The sequence below is a fragment of the Profundibacter sp. genome (assembly GCF_056498605.1).
Genome location: NZ_JBSMEZ010000047.1, coordinates 1 through 23,539 on the forward strand (window position 1 = coordinate 1; position 23,539 = coordinate 23,539).

25 protein-coding genes and 1 pseudogene are annotated in these 23,539 nt (G+C 56.4%); 10 read left to right on the forward strand and 16 right to left on the reverse strand.

Annotated features, from left to right (window positions below):
• The 4 genes from ACWB12_RS05055 to ACWB12_RS05070 form a co-directional block, all read right to left on the reverse strand.
• The coding region (locus ACWB12_RS05055; RefSeq protein WP_479528980.1) for a transposase at window positions 1–251 on the reverse strand (251 nt) is incomplete at its 3' end.
• Between the two features lie 17 nt (window positions 252–268).
• Window positions 269–643, reverse strand: a complete 375-nt coding sequence (locus tag ACWB12_RS05060) for an IS5 family transposase (RefSeq protein ID WP_479528981.1) — start codon at window positions 641–643, stop codon at window positions 269–271.
• A 54-nt stretch (window positions 644–697) separates the two neighbouring features.
• Window positions 698–1,114 carry a hypothetical protein gene (locus ACWB12_RS05065; RefSeq protein ID WP_479528982.1) on the reverse strand — a complete coding sequence of 139 codons (417 nt, stop codon included), beginning with the start codon at window positions 1,112–1,114 and terminating at the stop codon, window positions 698–700.
• Window positions 1,115–1,271: 157 nt separating this feature from the next.
• Window positions 1,272–2,534, reverse strand: coding sequence for a short-chain fatty acyl-CoA regulator family protein (locus ACWB12_RS05070; protein WP_479528983.1), 1,263 nt, complete (start codon window positions 2,532–2,534; stop codon window positions 1,272–1,274).
• A 231-nt stretch (window positions 2,535–2,765) separates the two neighbouring features.
• Between ACWB12_RS05070 and ACWB12_RS05075 the strand changes: the two genes are divergently transcribed.
• From ACWB12_RS05075 to ACWB12_RS05105, 7 genes and pseudogenes are all read left to right on the forward strand, one after another.
• On the forward strand, window positions 2,766–4,124 hold the full coding sequence (locus tag ACWB12_RS05075; RefSeq protein ID WP_479528984.1) for a substrate-binding protein: 1,359 nt from the start codon (window positions 2,766–2,768) through the stop codon (window positions 4,122–4,124).
• Window positions 4,125–4,204: 80 nt separating this feature from the next.
• Window positions 4,205–5,236 carry a branched-chain amino acid ABC transporter permease gene (locus ACWB12_RS05080; RefSeq protein ID WP_479528985.1) on the forward strand — a complete coding sequence of 344 codons (1,032 nt, stop codon included), beginning with the start codon at window positions 4,205–4,207 and terminating at the stop codon, window positions 5,234–5,236.
• Between the two features lie 3 nt (window positions 5,237–5,239).
• Entirely contained in the window at window positions 5,240–6,445 is a 1,206-nt protein-coding gene (locus ACWB12_RS05085) for a branched-chain amino acid ABC transporter permease (protein ID WP_479528986.1), read from the forward strand.
• Between the two features lie 114 nt (window positions 6,446–6,559).
• Window positions 6,560–7,219: pseudogene (locus ACWB12_RS05090) on the forward strand (ABC transporter ATP-binding protein); the annotation flags it as partial.
• Window positions 7,220–7,222: 3 nt separating this feature from the next.
• Complete coding sequence (locus ACWB12_RS05095; protein ID WP_479528987.1) at window positions 7,223–7,957, forward strand: ABC transporter ATP-binding protein; 735 nt, start codon at window positions 7,223–7,225, stop codon at window positions 7,955–7,957.
• A gap of 31 nt (window positions 7,958–7,988) precedes the next feature.
• Window positions 7,989–9,938, forward strand: coding sequence for an acetate--CoA ligase (gene acs, locus ACWB12_RS05100; protein ID WP_479528988.1), 1,950 nt, complete (start codon window positions 7,989–7,991; stop codon window positions 9,936–9,938).
• Between the two features lie 149 nt (window positions 9,939–10,087).
• Window positions 10,088–10,360 (forward strand): glucose-6-phosphate isomerase, encoded by a 273-nt coding sequence (locus tag ACWB12_RS05105; RefSeq protein WP_479528989.1) that lies wholly within the window; start codon window positions 10,088–10,090, stop codon window positions 10,358–10,360.
• A 59-nt stretch (window positions 10,361–10,419) separates the two neighbouring features.
• Here the strand turns inward: ACWB12_RS05105 and ACWB12_RS05110 are convergent, their stop codons facing one another.
• Window positions 10,420–10,569, reverse strand: coding sequence for a hypothetical protein (locus ACWB12_RS05110; RefSeq protein ID WP_479528990.1), 150 nt, complete (start codon window positions 10,567–10,569; stop codon window positions 10,420–10,422).
• A 73-nt stretch (window positions 10,570–10,642) separates the two neighbouring features.
• Between ACWB12_RS05110 and ACWB12_RS05115 the strand changes: the two genes are divergently transcribed.
• Window positions 10,643–11,521, forward strand: coding sequence for a GNAT family N-acetyltransferase (locus ACWB12_RS05115; protein WP_479528991.1), 879 nt, complete (start codon window positions 10,643–10,645; stop codon window positions 11,519–11,521).
• A gap of 274 nt (window positions 11,522–11,795) precedes the next feature.
• On the opposite strand, the gene ACWB12_RS05120 is transcribed toward ACWB12_RS05115, so the two are convergent.
• The 10 genes from ACWB12_RS05120 to aptA all read right to left on the reverse strand — a co-directional run bounded on the left by ACWB12_RS05120 (window position 11,796) and on the right by aptA (window position 20,891).
• Window positions 11,796–12,782, reverse strand: coding sequence for an ABC transporter substrate-binding protein (locus tag ACWB12_RS05120; RefSeq protein ID WP_479528992.1), 987 nt, complete (start codon window positions 12,780–12,782; stop codon window positions 11,796–11,798).
• A 40-nt stretch (window positions 12,783–12,822) separates the two neighbouring features.
• Window positions 12,823–13,668: an ABC transporter permease gene (locus ACWB12_RS05125; RefSeq protein ID WP_479528993.1), complete on the reverse strand. Its 846-nt coding sequence runs from the start codon at window positions 13,666–13,668 to the stop codon at window positions 12,823–12,825.
• Complete coding sequence (locus ACWB12_RS05130; protein WP_479528994.1) at window positions 13,665–14,588, reverse strand: ABC transporter permease; 924 nt, start codon at window positions 14,586–14,588, stop codon at window positions 13,665–13,667. The genes ACWB12_RS05125 and ACWB12_RS05130 overlap by 4 nt, the downstream gene beginning before the upstream one ends.
• 74 nt (window positions 14,589–14,662) lie before the next feature.
• Entirely contained in the window at window positions 14,663–15,448 is a 786-nt protein-coding gene (locus tag ACWB12_RS05135) for an ABC transporter ATP-binding protein (RefSeq protein WP_479528995.1), read from the reverse strand.
• A 4-nt stretch (window positions 15,449–15,452) separates the two neighbouring features.
• Window positions 15,453–16,904 (reverse strand): dihydropyrimidinase, encoded by a 1,452-nt coding sequence (gene hydA, locus ACWB12_RS05140; protein ID WP_479528996.1) that lies wholly within the window; start codon window positions 16,902–16,904, stop codon window positions 15,453–15,455.
• 15 nt (window positions 16,905–16,919) lie between these two features.
• A complete protein-coding gene (locus tag ACWB12_RS05145; protein WP_479528997.1) occupies window positions 16,920–17,696 on the reverse strand; it encodes an endo alpha-1,4 polygalactosaminidase in 777 nt (258 codons plus the stop codon).
• Window positions 17,697–17,734: 38 nt separating this feature from the next.
• Window positions 17,735–18,019, reverse strand: a complete 285-nt coding sequence (locus ACWB12_RS05150; RefSeq protein WP_479528998.1) for a hypothetical protein — start codon at window positions 18,017–18,019, stop codon at window positions 17,735–17,737.
• Window positions 18,016–19,266 (reverse strand): Zn-dependent hydrolase, encoded by a 1,251-nt coding sequence (locus ACWB12_RS05155; protein ID WP_479528999.1) that lies wholly within the window; start codon window positions 19,264–19,266, stop codon window positions 18,016–18,018. Before ACWB12_RS05155 ends, ACWB12_RS05150 begins: the two co-directional genes overlap by 4 nt.
• 12 nt (window positions 19,267–19,278) lie before the next feature.
• Complete coding sequence (locus ACWB12_RS05160) at window positions 19,279–19,566, reverse strand: cupin domain-containing protein (protein ID WP_479529000.1); 288 nt, start codon at window positions 19,564–19,566, stop codon at window positions 19,279–19,281.
• Window positions 19,563–20,891, reverse strand: coding sequence for an omega-aminotransferase AptA (gene aptA / locus ACWB12_RS05165; RefSeq protein WP_479529001.1), 1,329 nt, complete (start codon window positions 20,889–20,891; stop codon window positions 19,563–19,565). The genes ACWB12_RS05160 and aptA overlap by 4 nt, the downstream gene beginning before the upstream one ends.
• Before the next feature lie 231 nt (window positions 20,892–21,122).
• On the opposite strand from aptA, the gene ACWB12_RS05170 reads away from it, so the two are divergent.
• Both ACWB12_RS05170 and ACWB12_RS05175 read left to right on the forward strand, forming a co-directional pair.
• Window positions 21,123–21,737 carry a TetR family transcriptional regulator C-terminal domain-containing protein gene (locus tag ACWB12_RS05170; RefSeq protein ID WP_479529002.1) on the forward strand — a complete coding sequence of 205 codons (615 nt, stop codon included), beginning with the start codon at window positions 21,123–21,125 and terminating at the stop codon, window positions 21,735–21,737.
• Between the two features lie 112 nt (window positions 21,738–21,849).
• Window positions 21,850–22,227: a hypothetical protein gene (locus ACWB12_RS05175; protein WP_479529003.1), complete on the forward strand. Its 378-nt coding sequence runs from the start codon at window positions 21,850–21,852 to the stop codon at window positions 22,225–22,227.
• Here the strand turns inward: ACWB12_RS05175 and preA are convergent.
• On the reverse strand, window positions 22,224–23,531 hold the full coding sequence (gene preA, locus ACWB12_RS05180) for an NAD-dependent dihydropyrimidine dehydrogenase subunit PreA (protein ID WP_479529004.1): 1,308 nt from the start codon (window positions 23,529–23,531) through the stop codon (window positions 22,224–22,226). The two genes, ACWB12_RS05175 and preA, sit on opposite strands and share 4 nt — an antisense overlap.
• Between the last annotated feature and the right edge of the window lie 8 nt (window positions 23,532–23,539).

Below are 23,539 nucleotides of genomic sequence, written 5' to 3' on the forward strand. Positions count from 1 at the left end.
AGGTTGCGGGTTTTGTAGAGAGTTTTGCAATACCGATACTGTATTTTGCGGTTCTTGCGTGGCGGAATGCAGACCTTGGCCCTGCATTTGCGCAACCAATCTCGCAGATGATCAGCATCATATCCACGATCGGCGATGACAATTGAGCCTTTGCGAACAATTGGCTCAAGGCATTGTTTTGCATGCGATATATCGGCTTCATTTCCGCCGGAAACAGTAATGCGAACCGGCCGGCCAGCACCATCGCACACCAGATGCAGCTTGCTGTTCAGCCCACCTTTGGTGTGCCCGATAGCCCGCCCGTCGCCGGTGTTTTTTTCACACCATTGGCCGCAATCCGGTGGGTTTTGACGTGGGTTGCGTCAATCATCAGGGTTCGAAAATCGGCGTTTTCCTGTGCCAGAGTTTCGAATATCCGCTCGAAAACACCTGCCTCGGACCAACGTTTGTAACGATTGTAAAGGGTCTTGGCCGGCCCGTATTCGGCGGGAACATCGCTCCATCGATAGCCGCGTTGCAGGCAAAACATGATGCCGGACAGCACTTTTCTATCATCCACTCGCGGCACACCACGCACCTTGTTCGGCAGTAACGGGCTGATTTTGTTGAATTGTTCTTCCGTTAACCAAAATGGTCCTGACATGAAACCCTCCCTGTTTCATACAGTGAATCATATTTCCATTTATAGGTCTACGCCCTAACCCTTGCGCATAACCCACGCTAAAAATAGCGTGCCCGTCACGCCCCAAAAGCAACCAAAGAACAAGGTCCACAATGGCGTGCCATACCCCAGATCCAACCCTAAAAATCCGGCGCCCTTAACGTAGGGAAGCACATAGAATATGCTGGACAGCCACGGCAATAATCCCAGAACCACACCTTTCATAACTGGCGCGTTCCGGTAAATAGGGATCAAAAACACCAAACCCCAAATCGCACTGGCAGCGACGCGCCGCGAAATCCAGCCCAGACTGAATTCAGGCACCATATGAAAGCCCAGCGCAGGCGTGACACCCAGCGCCCCCAGCCCCCACACCAATATGCCACTGCTCAGCCCGCCAAGCGCACCCGCAATAAGAACCAGTAATATTGCCCTGACCATTCTACTCTGCATCTTTTATTCTACCCCTCTATTTTCGTTCCGTGGGCTTCGCCCGTTTTCGCCTGAAACGATCCCCCAGATCGTTTCCGAGACGGCTACAATTCCGCGCCGCAGGCAAATCCCGAGCGCGACCAGCGCGAGATATAAAGCAGCCCGCAGGGCTTCATTTTCACACCCCTTCCCCTGAAGCTAAGATAGACGCCTCGCGCCGCGCCGCGCACATATCGCGCGGGCATATCCGGCAACTGGTGCCAATCGGCAGCCCAGCCTCACCCGCCATTGCGGCACCGCTCTCGGGCACAATCAGCATCACAGCCTCGACAACTTGCACCCCGTCGAAACCCGCAGGCTGACGCAGCTCGGCAATGGCATAGATCAAAAACCGTGGTGCATCGCGCCCCGCCACCTCGACCATCATCCGTATCGGCACCTGAGGGCGCAACAGTGCCTGATACAGCGGCCACAATGGGCAGGCTGCCCCGAACCGCGGCACCGCAAAACCGTCAACAGCTTTGCGAAACGTCAATGTGCCGGACCCGTCGCAGCTGACCAACCCAACCGGCTGATGCCCTGCAGCCAATGGCATACAGGCAATCCGCCGCAACACCACCGCCAACCCGACCCCGAATTCGGCCGCCAGTTGCACAGGGTCCAACCCGCGCGCAATGGCCACCTGAAACTCCGCCAGCGGCAATCGTTCAGCGTCAGCCCGATAGCGCCCGATATAATCGGCCACCACACCATCGGCCTTGATATCACCACCCGCCTCGATCTCGGTCAGATGATACTGCCGCGCGGCTAAAAACTCCTCCAGTTCCTCAACCGGCGTGCGGATCACCGCGTCACTATCCTCGGCCCCGTCAAGGTACGACACCAGCGCCCCCGCCCCCTCCGCCAGCCGCTTGGCATCCTCCAGCAAATTGCGCTGGAACCGCATTTGCCATTCAGGCTCAATCGCATCCCCACCTGCCAGAATGGACGCGGTAGACCGGATTGACGCAGCAGTTGACAATACTTCGTGCAAAGAGGTCGACAAATATGGATCATGCGTCATACGGTCGGCCAGTGTGGCCACAGTATGTTCCAACCGGTTGATCCGGTCATGCTGTGCCGCAAGTACATTAGCCCAGCCGGGGAACCGTCCGGCAAACTCGTCCAGCCGCGCCACTTCTCCAGCGCCTTCCTGACGGGCAGCATCCGCCAGACTTGCAATCAGCGCGGCCTCGGCCCCTTCCGACAAAACCACCGCATCAACCTGCAATTCATGCGCCAGATCCAGCAGTAATTTACCGCCGATTCTGCGCCGGTTATGCTCGATCAGGTTTAGGTAGGCGGGCGATATCCCCACAGATTGCGCCAGTTCCACCTGTTTCAAACCGCTTTCCAGCCGTTTTGCGCGAATCCTGCTTCCTGTCAGGGCTAGGCGTGGCATCGGTATTTCCTCGTTTTCTCAAGGGGTTCACCCATAGGGTTGAAAAAATATTTACAAATCCAATATCAGATTTGTGTAATTATTTACAATATTACCCATCCTTTCAAGGTAGTTGTTGCGAATTTAACGGATCATCGCCGATGATACAGCATCCTTGTAAAAGGTCATGGCTGTGCTGAGGAGGCACAGCCGATAACGCGGGGGGCTAACCCTCGAAACGGGAGGAACTAAATGTCCAACTCTAAACTCACACGTCGCGGCCTGCTCAAATCAGGTGCCGTGGCAGGTGCAGGTCTGGCGATGCCAACCCTGTTCACCGGCAACGTCTGGGCAGCAGCCCACGGCGGTTACACCAACGCGCCCAGCAATGGCGTTGTCACCCTTGGCTTTAACGTGCCACAATCCGGCCCCTACGCGGATGAGGGCGCGGACGAACTGCGCGCCTATCAGCTGGCAGTCGAGCACCTGAACGGTGGCGGCGATGGCGGCATGATGAGCACGTTTAGCTCCAAAGCGCTGGACGGCACCGGTATCCTTGGCAACAAGGTTGAATTCGTCACCGGCGATACACAAACCAAATCAGACGCAGCCCGCGCATCGGCCAAATCGATGATCGAAAAAGACGGCGCCGTGATGATCACTGGCGGCTCGTCCTCGGGCGTTGCAATCGCTGTTCAAGGTCTGTGCCAAGAAGCTGGCGTGATCTTTATGGCAGGGCTAACCCACTCCAACGACACCACCGGTAAAGACAAAAAAGCCAACGGTTTCCGTCACTTCTTTAACGGTTACATGTCCGCCGCTGCTCTGGCACCTGTTCTGAAAAAAATGTATGGCGATGATCGTAAAGCCTACCATTTGACGGCTGACTACACTTGGGGCTGGACCCAACAGGCGTCGATTGCGGCTGCAACCGAGGCAATCGGCTGGGAAACCGTCAACAATGTTCTGACACCGCTGGCAACGACTGATTTCTCGTCCTACGTCGCTCCGGTTCTGAACTCTGGTGCCGATGTTCTGGTGCTGAACCACTACGGCGGCAACATGGTCAACTCGCTGACGGCTGCCGTGCAGTTCGGTCTGCGCGCCAAAGAAGTGAATGGCAAAAACTTCGAAATTGTTGTGCCGCTTTACTCTCGCCTGATGGCGAAAGGTGCTGGCGAAAACGTTAAGGGCATCTTTGGCTCCACCAACTGGCACTGGTCGCTGCAGGACGAAGGCTCCAAAGCGTTCGTTAAATCGTTTGGCACCAAATACGGCTTCCCACCCTCGCAGGCGGCACACACCGTATATTGTCAGAACCTGCTGTATGCTGATGCCTTTCAGCGCGGTTGCACTCACAACCCCTGTGGTGTTGCCGAAGCCCTAGAAGGCTTTGACTTTGACGGTCTGGGCAATGGTCCAACGCACTATCGTGCTGCCGACCACCAATGCTTCAAAGACGTGCTGGTTGTGAAGGGTAAAGAGAACCCTGAAAACGAGTTCGACCTTCTGGAAGTTGTCGAAGTCACACCGCGTGCGCAGGTCGAATATGCACCTGATCACGAGATGTTTGCCGGCGGCGAACTGGGCAAATGTAACCCGGGCGCTTAATCTCAAAGCCACCACTCAAAAACACTCCGGTCGCGCACATTCCGCGCGGCCGGACCATGAATTAACATCGGGCGGGGACGATGGACCAGATATTACTTCAAATTCTGAACGGACTGGACAAAGGCAGTGCATACGCGCTGATCGCCCTTGGCCTGACCCTGATTTTTGGCACCCTTGGCGTGGTCAACTTCGCCCACGGTGCCCTATTCATGATCGGCGCATTCTGCGCGGTCACATTGCAAAAAATTCTGAATATTTCCAGCATCGTGCTGGACCCGACCAAGACCGATTTTCTGGGCAATCCAGCCAAGATTAGAACCCCATACGTGGAAACATGGTTCGGCCCCGAAATGGGCGCGGCACTCATTGACTGGTCGGTGCCGCTGGCCATCCTGTTCTCGATCCCCATTATGATTGCGGTTGGTTTCATCATGGAACGCGGGCTGATCAAGCATTTCTACAAACGCCCCCACGCCGACCAGATCCTTGTAACCTTTGGTCTGGCCATCGTTTTGCAGGAAATCGTCAAACAGTTTTACGGCGCCAACCCGATCCCCACCGGTGCCCCCGAAGCCTTTCGCGGCTCCTATGATTTCGGCGTTCTGCTGGGATACAAGGCCAACGCCATTATCTACCCCTACTGGCGGATCATCTATTTCGCCTTCTCACTGGCGATCATCAGCGCGGTCTTTGCCTTCCTGCGCTTCACCACCTTCGGCATGGTCGTGCGCGCCGGTATGGCCGATCGTGAAACCGTCGGCTTGCTCGGGATCAACATCGACAAACGCTTTACTATCATGTTCGGCGTTGCCGCCTCTGTGGCCGGTGTGGCCGGTGTGATGTATGCGCCGATCAACTCGCCAAACTACCACATGGGCATGGATTTCCTTGTGCTGTCCTTCGTTGTGGTGGTTGTCGGCGGCATGGGCTCCTTGCCTGGTGCTGTGCTGGCGGGGTTCCTGCTGGGCATCCTCGAAAGTTTCGCCTCAATGAACGAGATCAAACAATTCCTGCCTGGAATCGACCAAATCATCATTTACCTGACCGCCATCGTCATCCTGCTGGTCCGCCCGCGCGGATTGATGGGCAAACGCGGCGTGATGGAGGAATAGACCATGCTCGGACTAAACAAACGCGACACCTCGTTCCTTTTGATCGTGATTGCGCTGACCGCCTTCACCCCGTTCCTGATGCAACCCTTTGCCGAAAGCAGCCCGCTGGCGCAGTTCAACGGCGGCTATCCCGACCTGATGGCCAAGGTGGCGATCTTTGGCATCTTTGCGATGGGCTTTAACATTCTGTTCGGCCTAACCGGATACCTGTCGTTTGGCCACGCGGCCTTTTTGGGGGTCGGATCATATGCCGCCGTTTGGATGTTCAAACTACTGACCCTGAACGTGCTGCCAGCCGTCATCCTTGCGGTAATCTTGTCCGGTATCTTTTCCTTACTGATCGGCTGGATTTCCTTACGCCGCTCGGGCATCTATTTCTCGATCCTGACCCTTGCGATGGCCGAAATGAGCTATCGTCTGGCCTATTCGGTGCTGACCCCGCTGACCAACGGCGAAACCGGTCTGCAAGTGCGCCCGAGTGATCCGCGTATCCTGGATAGCGCGACATCGGCGCGCTATCCCAACCTGTTCGGGCTGGAACTCAGCGCTTCATATAAATGGGAGGTATTAGGCCACGTCTTTACCTTCAACGTCGGCTTTTATTTCTGTGCCGTGATTGCGATCATCGCGTTCTATATTTCTATGCGGATATTCCGCTCACCATTCGGTATGATGCTGCGGGCGGTGAAATCCAACCAGCAACGCATGTCTTATACCGGCCTGAACCCCCGCCCCTACACATTGGCTGCCTTTGTGATTTCGGGCATGTATGCCGGTCTGGCCGGTGGTCTGCTGGCCGCAATGGACCCGCTGGCCGGTGCCGAACGGATGCAATGGACTGTCGGCGGCGAGGTGGTGATCATGACCATCCTTGGCGGGGCTGGCACCTTGCTGGGCCCTGTGCTGGGCGCGGGCGCGATCAAATACCTGGAAAACATCTTTTCCAAGATCAACGACAATGTGCTGCACAGCTGGTTTTCGTTCCTGCCCGACAGTATGCAGGATGGTGTCGTCTGGTTCTTCTCGCGCTTTACCGGCGAAGGCTGGGCGCTGACGCTGGGCCTGATGTTTATGCTGGTCGTCACCTTCCTTCCCGGCGGGCTGGTTGAGGGCGGTAAACGCATTGCCGCCAAATTCAGTCGCAAACCTAAAAGCGACGGGGACGATGCCAAACACCACCCCAAGCACAACCCGCATGTGGCCGAGTAAGGAGAAACGATAATGGGTATCCTTGAAGTCAAAAATATCAACAAACGGTTCGGCGGGCTGCAAGCGCTTGACGATGTGAACCTGTCGATCGAAGAAAACACTGTGCACGCCATCATCGGCCCCAACGGGGCGGGTAAATCCACCCTGCTGAACGTGCTGGTCGGCAAACTGATCCCTGACACCGGATCGGTGATGTTTGACGGACAATCAGTGCTGGGGCGCAAACCCCACGAGATCAACCAGATGGGCATTTCCCGCGTGTTTCAAACGCCCGAGATTTTTGGCGACCTGACAGTGCTGGAAAATGTGATGATCCCCTGTTTTGCACGGCGCGACGGGGCGTTCCGCGTCCACGCCTTTGAAACCGTCGAACAAGAAGGCGATATCATCAACGAGGCCGAACACATCCTGACCGACGTCAACATGCTGGAAAAACGCGACATGCACGCGGCCGCCCTGTCACGCGGTGACAAACGGCGTCTGGAAATGGCGATGTGTCTCGTGCAACAGCCCAAATTACTACTGCTGGATGAACCCACAGCGGGCATGGCACGGGCCGACACCAACAACACCATTGATCTGCTAAAACACATCCGCGATAGCCGCGACATCACGATGGTGATCATCGAACATGACATGCATGTGGTGTTTTCACTGGCCGAACGCATCACCGTGCTGGCCCAAGGCGCCCCGCTGGTCGAGGACACACCAGACAACATCAAAGGCCACCCCAAGGTAAAAGAAGCCTACCTTGGCGAAGCAGCGCAGGAATAGAACATGAACCAAGCCGCAAAAACCGCCTCCGCCCCCGCCTATTTTTCGGTCTGGGATCTGCACGCCTACTACGGCGAAAGCTACATTGTGCAAGGCGTGTCCTTCAACGTCCACGAGGGTGAAATCCTTGCCTTGCTGGGCCGCAACGGCGCTGGCAAAACCTCGACCCTGCGCGCCATTGCGCGGTTGGATGACCCGCAACTGACCTTTGGCGAGGTCTGGCTGGACCACCAACCGCTGCACGACATGAAAGCCTATCAGGCCGCTCAGGCCGGCGTGTCGCTGGTGCCCGAAGACCGGCGCATCATCGCAGGGCTAACGGTCGAGGAAAACCTGCAACTGGCACAAATCGTCGAGCCTGTCGGCTGGTCGCTGGAACGCCTGTATGAACTGTTCCCCCGCCTGAAAGAGCGCCGCAAACAAGAGGGCGTCACCCTGTCAGGTGGCGAGCAACAAATGCTGGCCATTGCCCGCGCCTTGGCCCGCGACATCAAAGTTCTGTTGCTGGACGAGCCTTACGAGGGTCTAGCCCCCGTGATCGTTGACGAGATCGAAAAGACCCTGAACCTGATTAAGGAGCAGGGCATCACCACTGTGATCGTCGAGCAAAACGCCAAGCGCGCGCTGGCCCTTGCCGACCGCGCCGTGATCCTTGATACTGGCCACGTCGTATTTGACGGGCTGGCCAGCGAAGTGCTGGAAAACGAAGAACTTCGCGCAGAATATCTGGCAATATAATCGTAATTACCGCGCCATTCGGAGACTTAAAATGACCGACAAAACATATCCCCCCTCAGCCGAATTCGCCGCAAACGCCCATGCGGATACAGCCAAATACGACGCAATGTATCAAGCCTCGATGCAAAACCCCGATGCGTTCTGGGGCGAGGAAGGCAAGCGGATTGACTGGATCAAACCCTATACCAAAGTAAAGAATACCAACTTCAAACTGGGCGAGGTTGATATCAAATGGTTTGAGGACGGCACCCTGAATGTCGCCGTCAACTGTATCGACCGCCACCTTGAAACCCGCGGCAACCAAGCTGCGATTATATTCGAGCCGGACGACCCGAACACCCCTGCCCAGCACATCACCTACAACCAGTTGCACGACAAGGTGAACCGCATGGCCAACGTGCTGTTGTCCCAAGGCGTGATGCGCGGCGAACGGGTGGTCATCTATATGCCGATGATCCCCGAAGCAGCCTATGCCATGCTGGCTTGTGCGCGTATCGGCGCGATCCATTCCATTGTTTTTGCAGGATTTTCCGCCGACGCGCTGGCCAACCGCATCAACGACTGCCAAGCCCGCGTTCTGATCACCGCGGATGAGGCCCCCCGTGGCGGCCGCGTCACCGCGCTAAAATCTAACGCTGACGCAGCCCTGCTGCACTGCTCGGACAAGGTGCGCTGTCTGGTGGTCAAACACACCGGCGGCCAAACCACATGGATACAGGATCGCGACGTTGACGTGCTGGCCCTGATGGAAACCGCCAGCCCCGATTGCCCGCCGCGCGAAATGGGGGCCGAAGACCCGCTGTTTATCCTCTACACATCTGGTTCCACCGGCAAACCAAAGGGCGTGCAGCACTGCTCGGGCGGCTATCTGGTCTATGCGGCGATGACCCACCAATACACGTTCGATTACCACGATGGCGATGTGTTCTGGTGCACCGCCGATGTGGGCTGGGTCACCGGCCACAGCTATATCATCTACGGCCCGCTGGCCAATGGGGCGACCACGCTGATGTTTGAAGGCGTGCCAACCTACCCCGACGCCTCGCGCTTCTGGCAGGTTTGCGAAAAACACAAGGTCAACCAGTTCTACACCGCCCCCACCGCGATCCGCGCGCTGATGGCCTATGGCGATGATCCGGTCACATCCTGCGATCTGTCGTCGCTGAAATTGCTCGGCACAGTGGGCGAACCAATCAACCCCGAAGCATGGAACTGGTATAACGATGTGATCGGCAAGGGTAAGCTGCCCATCGTTGACACATGGTGGCAAACCGAAACCGGCGGCCATATGCTCACCCCGCTGCCCGGTGCAACCCCGACCAAACCAGGATCGGCCACCCTGCCGTTCTTCGGCGTCAAACCGGTGCTGCTGGACGCGCAATCGGGCGAAGAAATCCCCGATGTGGTTGGCGAAGGTGTGTTGGCCATTGCTGACAGCTGGCCCGGCCAGATGCGCACCATTTATGGCGATCACAAACGGTTCGAGCTAACCTATTTCGCCGATTACAAAGGCTACTTTTTCTCGGGCGACGGCTGTCGGCGTGATGAGGACGGCTATTACTGGATCACAGGGCGCGTTGATGATGTGATCAATGTATCCGGCCACCGCATGGGCACAGCCGAAGTTGAATCCGCCCTTGTCGCCCACCCGCAAGTGGCCGAGGCCGCCGTGGTTGGCTACCCGCACGACATCAAGGGTCAGGGCATCTATGCTTACGTCACTTTGATGAACGGGGTTACCCCGACGGATGATCTGAAAAAAGAGCTGGAAAAATGGGTGCGCACAGAAATCGGTCCGATTGCCAAACCCGACCTGATCCAGTGGTCGCCGGGCTTGCCAAAAACCCGTTCCGGCAAAATCATGCGCCGTATTTTGCGCAAAATCGCCGAGAACGACTACGGCGCATTGGGGGATACCTCGACATTGGCAGACCCTTCTGTGGTAGACGAGTTAATCGAAAACCGGATGAACAAAGCCTAGCCCCTCCCCATTTTCGTTCCCCAAATATCCGCGCCGCAGGCATAGAATCTCTTGTTTGCGGTGCATCAACGCGCCCATTCCCTAAACGCAGTATAATTGCAGATACGATACGGGACGTGTTTGACGCCCGTAAACATAAGGAGAATGTGATGTATAGAAATATAATTGCTATCGCCTGTGCCGGTGCACTGGGCCTGTCTGGCTGCCAAATGACCACGAATGAACAGGCCGTTGTTGGCGGCCTTGTCGGGGCTGGCGCGGGGTTGATTACTGCAAATGCCCTGAATGCCAACCGCAACTGGACAGTTATTGCCGTCCTCGCGGGGGCCGCTGCTGGCACAATGGTTGCACGCAATAACGCAACCCAGCAATGCGCCTATTCAAATGGCGACGGGACATACCACACGGGGCCCTGTCCTTAATCTGGCCCCATAACCACTGTTTCCCGCCGCTCGCAGCCATTCCAGCTTGCGGCGGGGTTTTACATCATCTGAAAGGCCCAGTGGATCACCGCCTCAATCCCGAACAACACCCCGACAACGGGTGCGCCGAAAATAATCCCTAATGCAACAAACCCGCGTAAATCCGGTTTTGCCGATGTAGCGACCACGCCCATAACTGACTGTTTCATATTCTTCATAACCTTCAATAGCCTCCATGCTGCCATTAACCACGAATTAGGTTTTCAATGCGTTAACAGGGGGATGGAAATTCTATGGGATCAGTGCGGCCAGGCCGGATGGGAATATTTATCCAATCGGGCCCGTGCGCCGATGCAGCAACGCTGGGACTACGGCGCAGCCCACGTCGCCCTTGGCGGGCGGGTGCATCGCGCCGTGATCACTCAAAATGGCGACCCCGTCGCGCTGTGCCAATCCATTTGCCGGCGATTTTTGGGTGTGCTCAACACTTCGCTTGCCACCCGCGGCCCGTTGTGGCTCGCCCCTTGCGACCACGCCCGCGCCTTGGCGCTGATCCGGCGCACATCACCAATGCCGCACCCACGCGCCCAACTGTTTACAGCCCCCGATCCCGCCCTGCGCCTGATCCCGATGATGACCCCCACCACCAACGCACAGCTCACCCTGCCCGTTGCAATGAAAACCCTGCACGGAAAATGGCGCAACAGCCTGAAAAAGGCACAAGCCAGCGGCTTGCGGGCCCGTCACATCGCCTGCTCGGCTAGGGCCCTAACCGCGTTACTGGAAACCGACCAAAAACAACAAGGCACTAAATCCTACCGCGCCCTGCCCGCCGCGTTCACCCTGAAATGGCACCAGATAAACCCCGGCGCCCTGCGCCTGATCACCGTTAGCATATCAGGCTGCACCATCGCCACCGCCCTGTTCATCCGCCACGGTAACACCGCCACCTACCACATCGCCCACACCACACCGGCGGGGCGCAAACTGTCGGCGGGTCGTCTTGCCCTTTGGCGGGCATTTGACGATTTCACCGCCCAAGGCCTACGCCAAATCGACCTTGGCCAGATCGACACCGTCAATGCGGCGGGCCTTGCCCGTTTCAAACTGGGCACAGGCGCCACCGCACAGCGCAACGGCGCAACCGTTCTGGCTTTGTGAAACAAGGTCATTCAACAGTATGTTTCCAACATATGCGCCGCCCTCGTATTGAACGGGCAACATGAAACACCATCCACCCAAGGTGGAACAAGCCACGGATACTAGAGAAGGATACATTATGAGCAACGCACCAGCAAACGGCCCAAGCACAACCGGAAACCCATCTGGCGGCGGTCGTGGGAACAATCCCCCCACGGGTAAATAGTCCCAAAAACAGTTGCGGCGAGGCCCGTTATAGGCCCCGCCGCAAATCTTGCTTACAATGTCGCGCAGCTTACTTCAGTGCGATATCCGTCACCACCGATGTCCAGGCGCCTTCCGGCATTTTGGAAATCACAGGGTCCGAACCGCCACCCATCAGGGTTGCAACCGTGCGCTCGTAATCCGCCACATCCAGCGCCCCGTTGGAGCCAGCCGTCAGCTTGGCAATCTCGCCCATCATCCGGATCTGGTGCTTTTCGGTCTGCGCACCGGTCTCGTCCGCTTCCAGAACGATCATCGCGGCTTCGGTCGGGTTTTCCTCGGCCCACTTCCACCCCTTCATCGACGCGCGCACGAACCGTGCCAGCTTATCGACTTCGGCCGGATCAGACAGCTTGTCTTCCAGAACATACAGACCATCCTCAAGCGTCGCGACGCCTTGGTCTTCATATTTGAAAGTCACCAGATCGTCCGCACCAATACCGGCGTCAATGATCTGCCAGTATTCGTTATAGGTCATGGTCGACACACACGCGGCTTGGCCTTGCAGGATCGGATCAACGTTAAAGCCCTGTTTCAGAACCGTGACGCCGTCACCACCCTCGGTGCTTAGACCCAGTTTACCCATCCAGCTCAGGAATGGATATTCATTGCCATAGAACCAAACGCCCAAGGTTTTGCCCGCAAAATCGGCAGGACTGGTGATGCCTGTGTCTTTGCGGCAGGTCAGCATCATACCGGACGATTTGAACGGCTGCGCGATGTTAACCAATGGCAGACCACCTTCACGCGCCGCCAGTGCCGACGGCATCCAGTCGATCACCACATCAGCACCGCCACCGGCGATAACCTGTGCAGGCGCCACATCGGGGCCACCGGCATTGATCGTCACGTTCAGGTCCTCATCGCTGTAGTATCCGTTTTCCAGCGCCACATAGTAGCCCGCAAACTGTGCCTGCGTGACCCATTTCAATTGCAGCGTCATATCATCTGCCGCCTGTGCCAGACCTGCGGCAAATGTCAGTGCTCCGGCCAGCGCCGTTGTAAGTAGTTTATTCATTAGTATTCTCCCTAGGTTTATTAAGCGTTGATATTGTTATTCAACCCCTTTGTGAAGGGTGCCAAAAGGTGACCCCCTTTTCGATCATTGCAACCGCGCCATAAAACGCCGATCCGGCGAGTGCTGCCACGGTGATTTCGGCCCAGACCATATCCAGCCCCAACCGGCCCACTTCGACCGATATTCGAAAGCCCATACCCACCGTTGGTGATCCGAAAAACTCCGCCACAATCGCGCCGATCAGCGCCAGCGTGGTGGCAATTTTCAAACCGTTGAATATCGCAGGCATGGCGGCAGGCAAGCGCAGTTTGAACAGCGTGTTCCAATAGCCGCCCGCATAGGTGCGCATCAGGTCGCGCTGCATATTGTCGGTCGCAGCCAGCCCCTGCACGGTGTTCACTAGCATCGGGAAAAACACCATCACCACCACGACGGCGGCCTTTGATTGCCAGTCAAACCCGAACCACATCACCAAAATCGGCGCGGTGCCGATGATCGGCAATGCGGCGATGAAATTGCCCACCGGCAGCAGGCCGCGTTGCAGGAATGGCGAACGGTCAATCAGAATGGCGGTCAACACCGCTGCCCCGCAGCCGATGATATATCCGGTCAGCGCGCCCTTGACGAACGTCTGCACCAGATCGCCCCAAAGAATGGGCAAACTCTCCATAATCCGCGCCCCGATCATGCTGGGCGGCGGCAAGATAACGCTAGGCACCTGTAAACCCCGCACCAACCCTTCCCAGACCACCAGCAGGGTGATACCGAAAATCGCGGGCACCGCCAACTTGATGATACGCGTTCTGTGCCACGCCGAATTGGCCAGATAGACATTCAGAAAATAGGCCACAACCCAGAAAACAAAGACACCAATAATCCAGCTCATTGTGCCATCCCCATTTTCTTCAGGCTACGGCGTTCGATCCAGCTGATCATCGCCACCAATGTTGCCGCCAATGTCGCCGCTGCAAACAGCGCTGCCCAAATCTGGATGGTCTGGCCGTAATAACTGCCTGTCAGCATCCGCGCGCCCAATCCGCGCAACGGCACCGCCGACAGTTCCGAAACGATCGCCCCGACCAATGCCGCTGCCATGCCGATTTTCAGCGAGGTAAACAGGTATGGGGCCGAAGATGGCAGTCGCAGCGCCCAAAAGGTGCGCGACTTGCTGGCGTTGTAGGTTTTCAACAGGTCCAGTTGCATGTGGTCGGGCGACCGCAGCCCTTTGACCATACCCACCACCACGGGGAAAAATGACAAATACGCCGCGATCACCGCTTTTGGCAGGATGCCTTTCATAAAGGCCGGTTGGTAGCCAAACAGCGCCGTGGCGGTATCCTTGCCCAGAAAATCGGTTGCCCCAACTGTCGACATCACCACCACGATCATCGGCGCAATCGCGAGGATCGGTACGGTTTGGGATGCAATCGCCCACGGCATCACCCCCATGTCCATCGCGCGGTTATGCACGATGCCCACGGCCAGCAGAATGCCCATGCCGGTGCCAAAGATGAACCCCAGCAAAGTCGCCGACAATGTGATCCAGCCGTGAAACACCAAGCTGCGTTTTGACGTGATCTTTTTCTGAACCGTGGAGCGATACAGCTCGGCCACCACCTGATGCGGGGCGGGCAGCACGGGGCGTTCCTGTGCCCAAGTGTCGGCCACCATCTCGGTGAACGACACTTCCTCACCCGCACGTCCGGCCTGATCATAGGTCCATTTTTTATTCATGCCCACGGACGCCGCATACCAGATCACCATGATCGCGGCGACGACTGTCAGGATTGGGAACAGATTACGCATCATTGCCCCCAAACATCCGTATGTATAAAACCCATACGTTTTCCATAGGCTTTCCATACGCCGGTTTCGCGCCCTCAATCATCATACGCATGCCCCGCTCGCAGACCCTCGCGCACCCGATGCGCAATGTCCTGAAACTCCTGACTGTCACGAATATCCAGCGGTCTTTCCCGCGGCAAAGTGCTCTCGATCACATCGGTAATTCTTCCCGGGCGCGGGCTCATCACCACGATTTTCGTCGACAGATAAACCGCCTCGGGGATCGAGTGTGTCACGAACGCAATCGTCTTGTTGGTGCGGTCCCACAACTGCAACAACTGTTCGTTCAGATGGTCACGTACGATTTCATCCAGCGCCCCGAACGGCTCGTCCATCAGCAGGATATCGGCATCAAACGCCAACGCCCGCGCAATGCTGGCGCGTTGTTGCATCCCACCGGATAACTGCCAAGGAAATTTCTTGCCGAACCCTTTAAGATCAACCAGTTCCAGAACGTGATTGACGTGCTTTTCCTGCTCTTCCTTCGAGTAGCCCATGATCTCTAACGGCAGTTTGATGTTCCCGCGAATGGTGCGCCACGGATACAAACCCGCCGCCTGAAAAACATAGCCATAGGCGCGGTTTTTGCGGGCCTCGTCCGCCGTCATTCCGTTCACGCAGACCGACCCACTCGTGGGCGTTTCCAACGCCGCGATGGTGCGCAGAAACGTGGTCTTGCCACAGCCCGACGGGCCGATGAAACTGACAAACTCCCCTTTGTGGATATCAAGATTGATGTCCTTGAGCGCCTGCACATCCCCGTCATTGGTAGGGAAAATCAGATCAAGGTTTTCGGCTTTGATTACAACTTCTTGGCTCACGTATCTAAACCCCACTAGCCGGAATACCGGTCCGTTCCACAGGCCGTGGCGCGGTCAGTTCTTTCCACTGGCTCAGCGCCGTGTTCACGGTGCCATTGGCATCCCGCGCCACAAACTCGCCATGGCCTTCCTGCGTCTTGATCTCGCCATCCATCACCGCAACCTGACCACGGGTCAGGGTATAGCGTGGCAGGCCCTTGACCTGCTTGCCTTCAAACACATTGTAATCAATCGAGGATTGCTGGCTGTCAGCGGTAATGGTCTTCTCCTTCTCAGGGTCCCAAACCACCAGATCAGCATCTGCACCGACAAGCACCGCGCCCTTTTTCGGGTAGCAATTCAATATCTTGGCGATGTTTGTTGAAGTAACCGCGACGAACTCATTCATCGTCAAACGCCCCGTCGCCACCCCGTGGGTCCAGAGCATCGGCATCCGGTCCTCTAACCCGCCGGTGCCATTCGGTATCTTGGAAAAATCGCCAATGCCCGAGCGTTTCTGCTCGGTGGTAAAGGCACAATGGTCCGTGGCAACCACACTCAGCGAGCCACTTTGCAGCCCCGCCCACAGGCTGTCCTGATGCTTTTTGTTGCGAAACGGCGGCGACATCACACGGCGCGCCGCGTGGTCCCAATCCTTGTTGAAATACTCGGACTCGTCCAGTGTCAAATGCTGGATCAACGGCTCGCCCCAGACCCGTTTGCCCTGCATACGGGCGCGGCGAATAGCCTCGTGGCTTTCCTCACACGACGTATGCACCACATACAAAGGTGCGCCCGCCATATCGGCAATCATAATGGCACGGTTGGTGGCTTCACCCTCGACTTGGGTCGGCCTTGAATAGGCATGCGCCTCGGGGCCGGTGTTACCGTCAGCCAGCAATTGTGCGGTCAGTTCCGCCACCACATCACCATTTTCGGCATGCACCAACGGGGTCGCGCCCAGCTCGGCACAACGCTTGAAACTGGCGTATAGCTCATCATCATTCACCATCAACGCGCCCTTATAGGCAAGGAAATGCTTGAAGGTGTTGATGCCGCGGCCAACGACCTCTTTCATGTCGTCAAACACCTGCTCGCCCCACCATGTCACCGCCATGTGAAAGGAATAATCGCAGTTGGCGCGGGTCGATTTATTGTCCCAGCGTTTCAGCGCATCCAGCAGGCTTTCGCCCGGATTGGGCAGGGCGAAATCCACCACCATCGTGGTGCCACCGGCCAGACCCGCACGGGTGCCGGATTCAAAATCATCACTGGAATACGTGCCCATAAACGGCATTTCCAGATGGGTGTGCGGATCAATCCCGCCGGGCATGATGTAACATCCCGTGGCGTCCAGCACCTCGTCGCCCTTCAGGTTCGGGCCGATCTCGACAATCTTGCCACCCTCGATTTTCACATCCGCCTTATAGGTCAGATCGGCGGTTACTACGGTGCCGCCCTTGATCACTTTGCTCATTCTATCTCTCCCTTATCATTTGCAAACACGTCGGCTTGAGGTTAGATCACGATCCTTCAAAATCATCGAAATCCCCATAGTTTCCGCCGCTTTGCAAGCTTTGTTAAAGTTTATCGGTCTGTCGGTATACTCCGCATCAAACACCGGTTTTCCAGCTTTAATGTAGGGTAGAACCTCGTCGCACCAGCCGTCCTGATAACAGCTTTCGGTGATGACAAAATCCATCATCCCGACCAGATCAGGCGTCAGTTCAGGCACGTTTTTCTGGCCGATTTCCAGATTAACATCATGGGCGGCCTTCACCAGTTCCCTGATATAGCGCAGCGTGTCATCACGGCTAATGTCAAAGCCGCTGTCGTTTTCATAAACATCCATGTTGTCCGGCTCGACCGCCTTGAACCCCTTTAGGGCACAGTCCAAAAACCGCTTTGCCATGACATGTTTCAAATTGGGGTTGCGGATGTCGAGGAAATATTCATCCGGCCAATCCTCATACCGTTTGCCCACTACAGGGTTGTAAAATATGTTCCGGTCATAAAACATATTCACGTCCTTGCGGTAATTTTCCAGCGTGCCGACCGAGACATAGCAAATGGTATAAACCCCCGCCGCATTCAGCGCCATGATCTGCTCACGGGTCACATTGTCGGGGTCGGTATCGAACACCTGAATACCTCGTGGAGGCGAGATGTTTTCCGACAGCTGCCAATCCCAATCCGCACCGGGATCGGGGGCAGCTTGCGCTGTCAGGGCGCTGAGGGTCAGCGCGGTTATGAGGGGGAGGAGTTTCAAGCTAATAAGCACTCTCTTTCTTGCACAGAAGGTCTGCCTCATCTCTCTGTTTTCTCACAAACAAGCGTTTCAAGGTCACCATTAAAAGGTTTGCAATTCAGCCCGCACTCCCAATCGGCTTCGTTCGGATTATCAAGGCGATCAACAATACCAATTGTGTAATATTGGCACTTTTCTAGAGTATCAAATTCGCCCACAAATTCATGGACGCGCAAATTATTCCGGCTTGGATATAATACGCCCGTCCATTTTTCAGTCTTCGTTAGTTTCTCAACAACAAAATATGCAGCAACTGCCAACAATATGATGCCGACTAATTTCACTCCACGATCTCCGCCGTTTCCACCACCGCGTGCATCAACACATCAGCGCCCGCTGTGGCCCATTCCTTGGAAATCTCCTCGGCCTCGTTGTGCGACAACCCATCGACGCACGGGCACATCACCATTGCCGTGGGCGCGACGCGGTTGACCCAGCAGGCGTCATGCCCCGCGCCGGAAATCAGATCGCGATGCGAATATCCCAGCCGCTCGGCGGCATTGCGCACGGCCGTGACACAGCCCTCATCGAACGTCACCGGATCAAATCCGCCGACCTTTTCAAATTCGATCCCCAGCCCCATTTCATCGCAAATCTTTTGGGCGCCGACCGCCAGCCGCGCTTCCATATCCTCGATGGTCGCCAGATCAGGCGAGCGGAAATCGACGGTGAACACCACACGCCCGGGGATCACGTTGCGCGAGTTTGGATAGACATCAATATGCCCCGCCGCCCCGACCGCATCGGGCGCGTGGGATAGCGCGATCTGGTTCACCAGTTCCAGCACATGCGCCAGCCCCAGCCCCGCATCTTTGCGCATTGGCATCGGGGTTGATCCGGTGTGGCTGTCCTTGCCGGTGATGGTCACTTGGGTCCAGCTAAGGCCCTGACCGTGGGTGACAACGCCGATGTCCTTGCCTTCAGACTCCAGAATTGGCCCTTGTTCGATGTGCAGCTCAAAGAACGCATGCATCTTGCGCGCGCCGACTTCTTCGTCACCGCGCCAGCCAATCCGCGCCAGCTCGTCACCGAATTTCTTGCCCTCGGCATCCTCGATCCCGTAAGCCCAATCCTGCGTGTGCATTCCGGCGAACACGCCCGAGGCCAGCATGGCGGGGGCAAAGCGGGTGCCTTCCTCGTTGGTCCAGTTGGTGACCACAATCGGGTGTTTGGTTTTGATGCCCAAGTCATTCAAAGTGCGCAGAATTTCCAGCCCGCCAAGAACCCCCAGAACCCCGTCATATTTGCCGCCCGTTGGCTGCGTATCAAGGTGGCTGCCAACGTAAACCGGCAGCGCCTCAGGGTCCGTGCCCTCACGCCGTGCAAACATGTTGCCCATCTGGTCCAGCCCCATGCTGCAGCCCGCCGCCTCGCACCAGTTCTTGAACAATTCGCGGCCCTCGCCATCCTCGTCGGTCACGGTCTGGCGGTTGTTGCCACCGGCCACACCTGGCCCGATCTTGGCCATCTCCATCAGGGTTTCCCACAGACGTTCGCCATTGATTTTCAGATTCTCACCTGGTGCAGCCATTTTCATTCTCCCCTATTTTAGTTCAACTTCGACGAAAGACATCGGCCCCTCGCCGCCATTTATAACGTTATGTTCCACCCCGACATCGCGCCGGTAGGCTGTGCCAGCAGGCACATGCACATGGTGTGCCTCGCCGTTCGGGTCTTCCAGCACCATCTGGCAATCGGTGATCGCGGTGATCACGTAATCCATCGCATGGGTATGCCAACCAGTTTCGGCCCCCGCCACAAAATCAAACTGCGTGATACGCACCCGCGCATCATCGATCATTTGCGTTGCGGTGGCCTGTGCGCGGGTCATTTCAGCCCCTTCAGAACGCCGCCCAGAATGCCGAACAGCTCGTCTATTTGGGCTTTGTTGATCATCAAAGGTGGCGAGAGCGCGATGATGTCACCGGTGGTGCGGATCAGCAGACCTTTTTCGTAGCACTGCAAAAACGCATCAAACGCGCGTTTGGTTGGGGCACCTTCGATGCCTGACAGCTCAATCGCGCCGATCAGCCCCATGTTGCGAATGTCGATCACATGCGGCAGACCTTTGAGCGAATGCAGCGCGTCCTCCCAATAGCTGGCCAAGCTGGCAGCGTTTTCAAACAACCCGTCCTCGCGGTAGGTTTGCAGCGTCGCCAAACCGGCAGCAGAGGCAATCGGATTGCCGGAATAGGTGTAGCCGTGGAACAGCTCGATCGCCTCTTCCGGCCCCGACATGAACGCATCATGAATGGCCGAGGTCGCCAGAACCGCCCCCATCGGAATGACCCCGTTGGTCAGCCCCTTGGCGGTGGTAATCAGGTCGGGCATCACCCCGAAATGGTCGGCGGCAAAAGTGCTGCCCAAACGCCCGAAACCTGTGATTACCTCGTCAAAAATCAGCAGGATACCGTGTTTGGTGCAAATGCTGCGCAGTTGTTCCAGATAACCTTTGGGCGGCATCAACACGCCGGTCGACCCCGCCATCGGCTCGACAATCACCGCGGCAATATTCTCGCCACCATGCAGCGCCACGATGCGCTCCAGATCTTCGGCCAGATAGGCGCCATGTTCAGGCTGCCCACGGGTATAGGCGTTTTGATCGGGCAAATGGGTGTGGGGCAGATGGTCAACACCGGTCAGAAGTGATCCAAAGAACTTGCGGTTATTGACAATGCCACCCACTGAAATGCCACCAAAATTCACCCCGTGATAGCCACGCTCGCGGCCAATCAGACGGGTGCGGGTGCCCTCGCTGCGCACACGGTGATAGGCCAGCGCGATTTTCAGCGCGGTTTCAACCGATTCAGAACCGGAGTTGGTGAAAAACACATGTTCAAACGGCTCCGGCGCCATATCGCGCAGCGCGGACGCCAATTCAAACGCTTTTGGGTGGCCCATCTGAAAGGCCGGCGCGTAATCCAGCTCGCTGGCTTGTTTGGCAATCGCCTCGGTGATCAGCGGACGGTTGTGGCCCGCGTTACAGCACCACAAACCAGCGGTGCCATCCAGCACATCGCGCCCGTCGGCGGTTTTGTAATACATCCCATCAGCAGACACGAACATCCGCGGGTTTTTCTTGAATTGGCGGTTGGCGGTAAACGGCATCCAGAATGCGGACAGATCGTTGGGAACCTTCGGAGTATCATAAGCCATGGCAGCTTCCTTATGGGTGGTGGTGGCGGCAGCGCAGATTGTTTGACCAATTGGTCAGGAACACGCTAACAGAGCCGCACTTTCAGTCAAGGAATTCGTCTGCCAGTTTAGAGCCCATTTACGCCTAAACCGAAGAAAAATCCTGCGGTCCTGCAATTTAGGTGGCAGTTTGCCCCACGCAAGCTAAACTACAGGTTCAAGCGGACAGTATTTTACCCAAAAGGATAGGGAATGGCCCAATCGCAAACGCGCACACGCATACAGAAAAAGAATCGGATCGCAATTCTGGATGCCGCGCTGGATGTGTTTTCACAGTTTGGATTTAGGGGATCAACTCTGGACCAGATCGCCAAGGCGGCGGGGTTATCCAAACCCAATCTGCTGTATTATTTCCCATCCAAAGAAGCGATCCATGTGGAACTGTTGTCCTGTTTGATGGACACGTGGCTAGACCCACTGCGCGATCTGGACCCGACGGGCGATCCTAGATCAGAAATCCTGGCTTATGTCCGTCGCAAGCTGGAGATGAGCCGCGTTATGCCTCGCGAAAGCCGCCTGTTTGCCAACGAAATATTGCAGGGCGCGCCGCGCATGATGGACGCGATCAAAGGCGAGTTGAAAAAGCTGACTGACGAGAAAGCCGCGGTGATTGCCGGATGGATGGACGCCGGAGAGATCGCCCAGTCAAACCCGTATCATTTACTGTTCTCGATCTGGTCTCTGACCCAACATTACGCCGATTTTGATGTGCAGGTGCGTGCGGTTCTGGTGGATGAAGGGGGTGACCCTTTTCCGGCTGCCGAACATTATCTGGAAACGCTGTTTGGCAAACTTTTAACAGTTTAGATCAAACAATTTTCTTTAATTCTGCGTAATTTTTCTGGGGATATTAACCCGCCCTTCATTTATATTGCTAAAGAATACATCATCGGTGGGGGCCCCGATCAGGAGCATGGATATGCTTATATTTCCCGGGGTTTTGCCTGTGGCCCCGCCACCCGAACAGGTCTTTGCAGGATCAGTGACAGCGTCGCCTGTGAAAACAATCGCCGCCGTTGCGCAATCAGAAAAACCGCGAAACGAAACCGGTCAGAACACGGGCGGCAACTCTGGCAATCAACACAGCGAAAACCTTGTGTCATTTCCGGATCCCGACAGGCCAACCGGCCCCACCCCCGCATTCGAGGCAAACTTACTGGAAGCTGAGCGCGAAAAATTTCGCGCAGGCCCAAACCTTCCTGCCAAAGATCAAACAGAGCCGGATAAGGAAAAGGCGACAGAGCAGTATGCCCAAGCGCCCGTTCCCGAAGTTCGCAAAGTTAACATCGCCCTTTAGCCAGAGGCGCAACTATTGCCTGGGTTGTTGGGGTGCGTCGTCCAGTTGCCATATTCTGACGGCACCGTTTCACCTGTGCGCAAATCAATCTCGCCTGCGGGCACCTGTTTCATGGTGATGCAGCCCTCGACCGGACAAACATTAACGCAAAGGTTACAGGCAACGCATTCGTCATCCTTAACACTGAACACACGGTCCGCCGACATTTCAATCGCTTGGTGGCTGGTGTCTTCGCAGGCGGCATAACAACGGCCGCATTTGATGCAATCATCCTCGTTGATCACCGCTTTGGTGATGAAATTCAGGTTCAGATACTGCCAATCGGTGACATTGGGCACCGCCATGCCAACAAATTGGTCCACCGATGAGTAGCCTTTTTCGTCCATCCACTGGCTAAGCCCCGTGATCATTTCTTCAACGATCTTGAAGCCGTAGGTCATCACAGCCGTGCAAACCTGCACATTTCCACAGCCCAGCGCCATAAATTCAGCTGCATCGCGCCATGTGGTTACGCCGCCAATACCCGAAATCGGCAGCTTGGCCGTTTCGGGGTTACGGGCGATTTCGGCCACCATATTCAGCGCAATCGGCTTCACAGCAGGCCCGCAATAGCCGCCATGCGTGCCTCTGCCGTCAATCATCGGCTCGGGCGACATTGCGTCCAGATCAACGGATGTGATCGAATTGATCGTGTTGATCAGCGACACCGCATCCGCCCCGCCGCGCATTGCGGCCTCGGCGGGTTTGCGAATATCGGTGATGTTTGGTGTCAGTTTCACGATCACCGGCATCTTGGTGTTTTCCTTGCACCAGCGCGTCACCATTTCGATATATTCCGGCACCTGTCCGACAGCACCACCCATGCCACGTTCGGCCATACCGTGCGGGCAGCCAAAGTTCAGCTCAATGCCGTCAGCGCCAGTATCCTTGATGGCCAGCAGGATATCTTTCCACGATTGCTCCTCGCAAGGCACCATCAACGACACGATAATCGCGCGGTCGGGGTAATCCTTTTTCACCCGGGTGATTTCCTCAAGGTTTTGCTGCAACGGGCGATCCGTGATCAGCTCGATGTTATTTAACCCCAGCAACCGCCGGTCGGCGCCATAAATTGCGCCATAGCGTGGGCCGTTCACATTAACCACGGGCGGGCCTTCTTCGCCAAGCGTCTTCCAGACAACCCCGCCCCATCCGGCCTCAAAGGCGCGGCGCACGTTGTATTCCTTATCCGTTGGCGGGGCCGAAGCCAGCCAGAACGGGTTCGGAGATTTAATACCAATAAAATTCGAGGTTAGATCAGCCATTTTGCAAT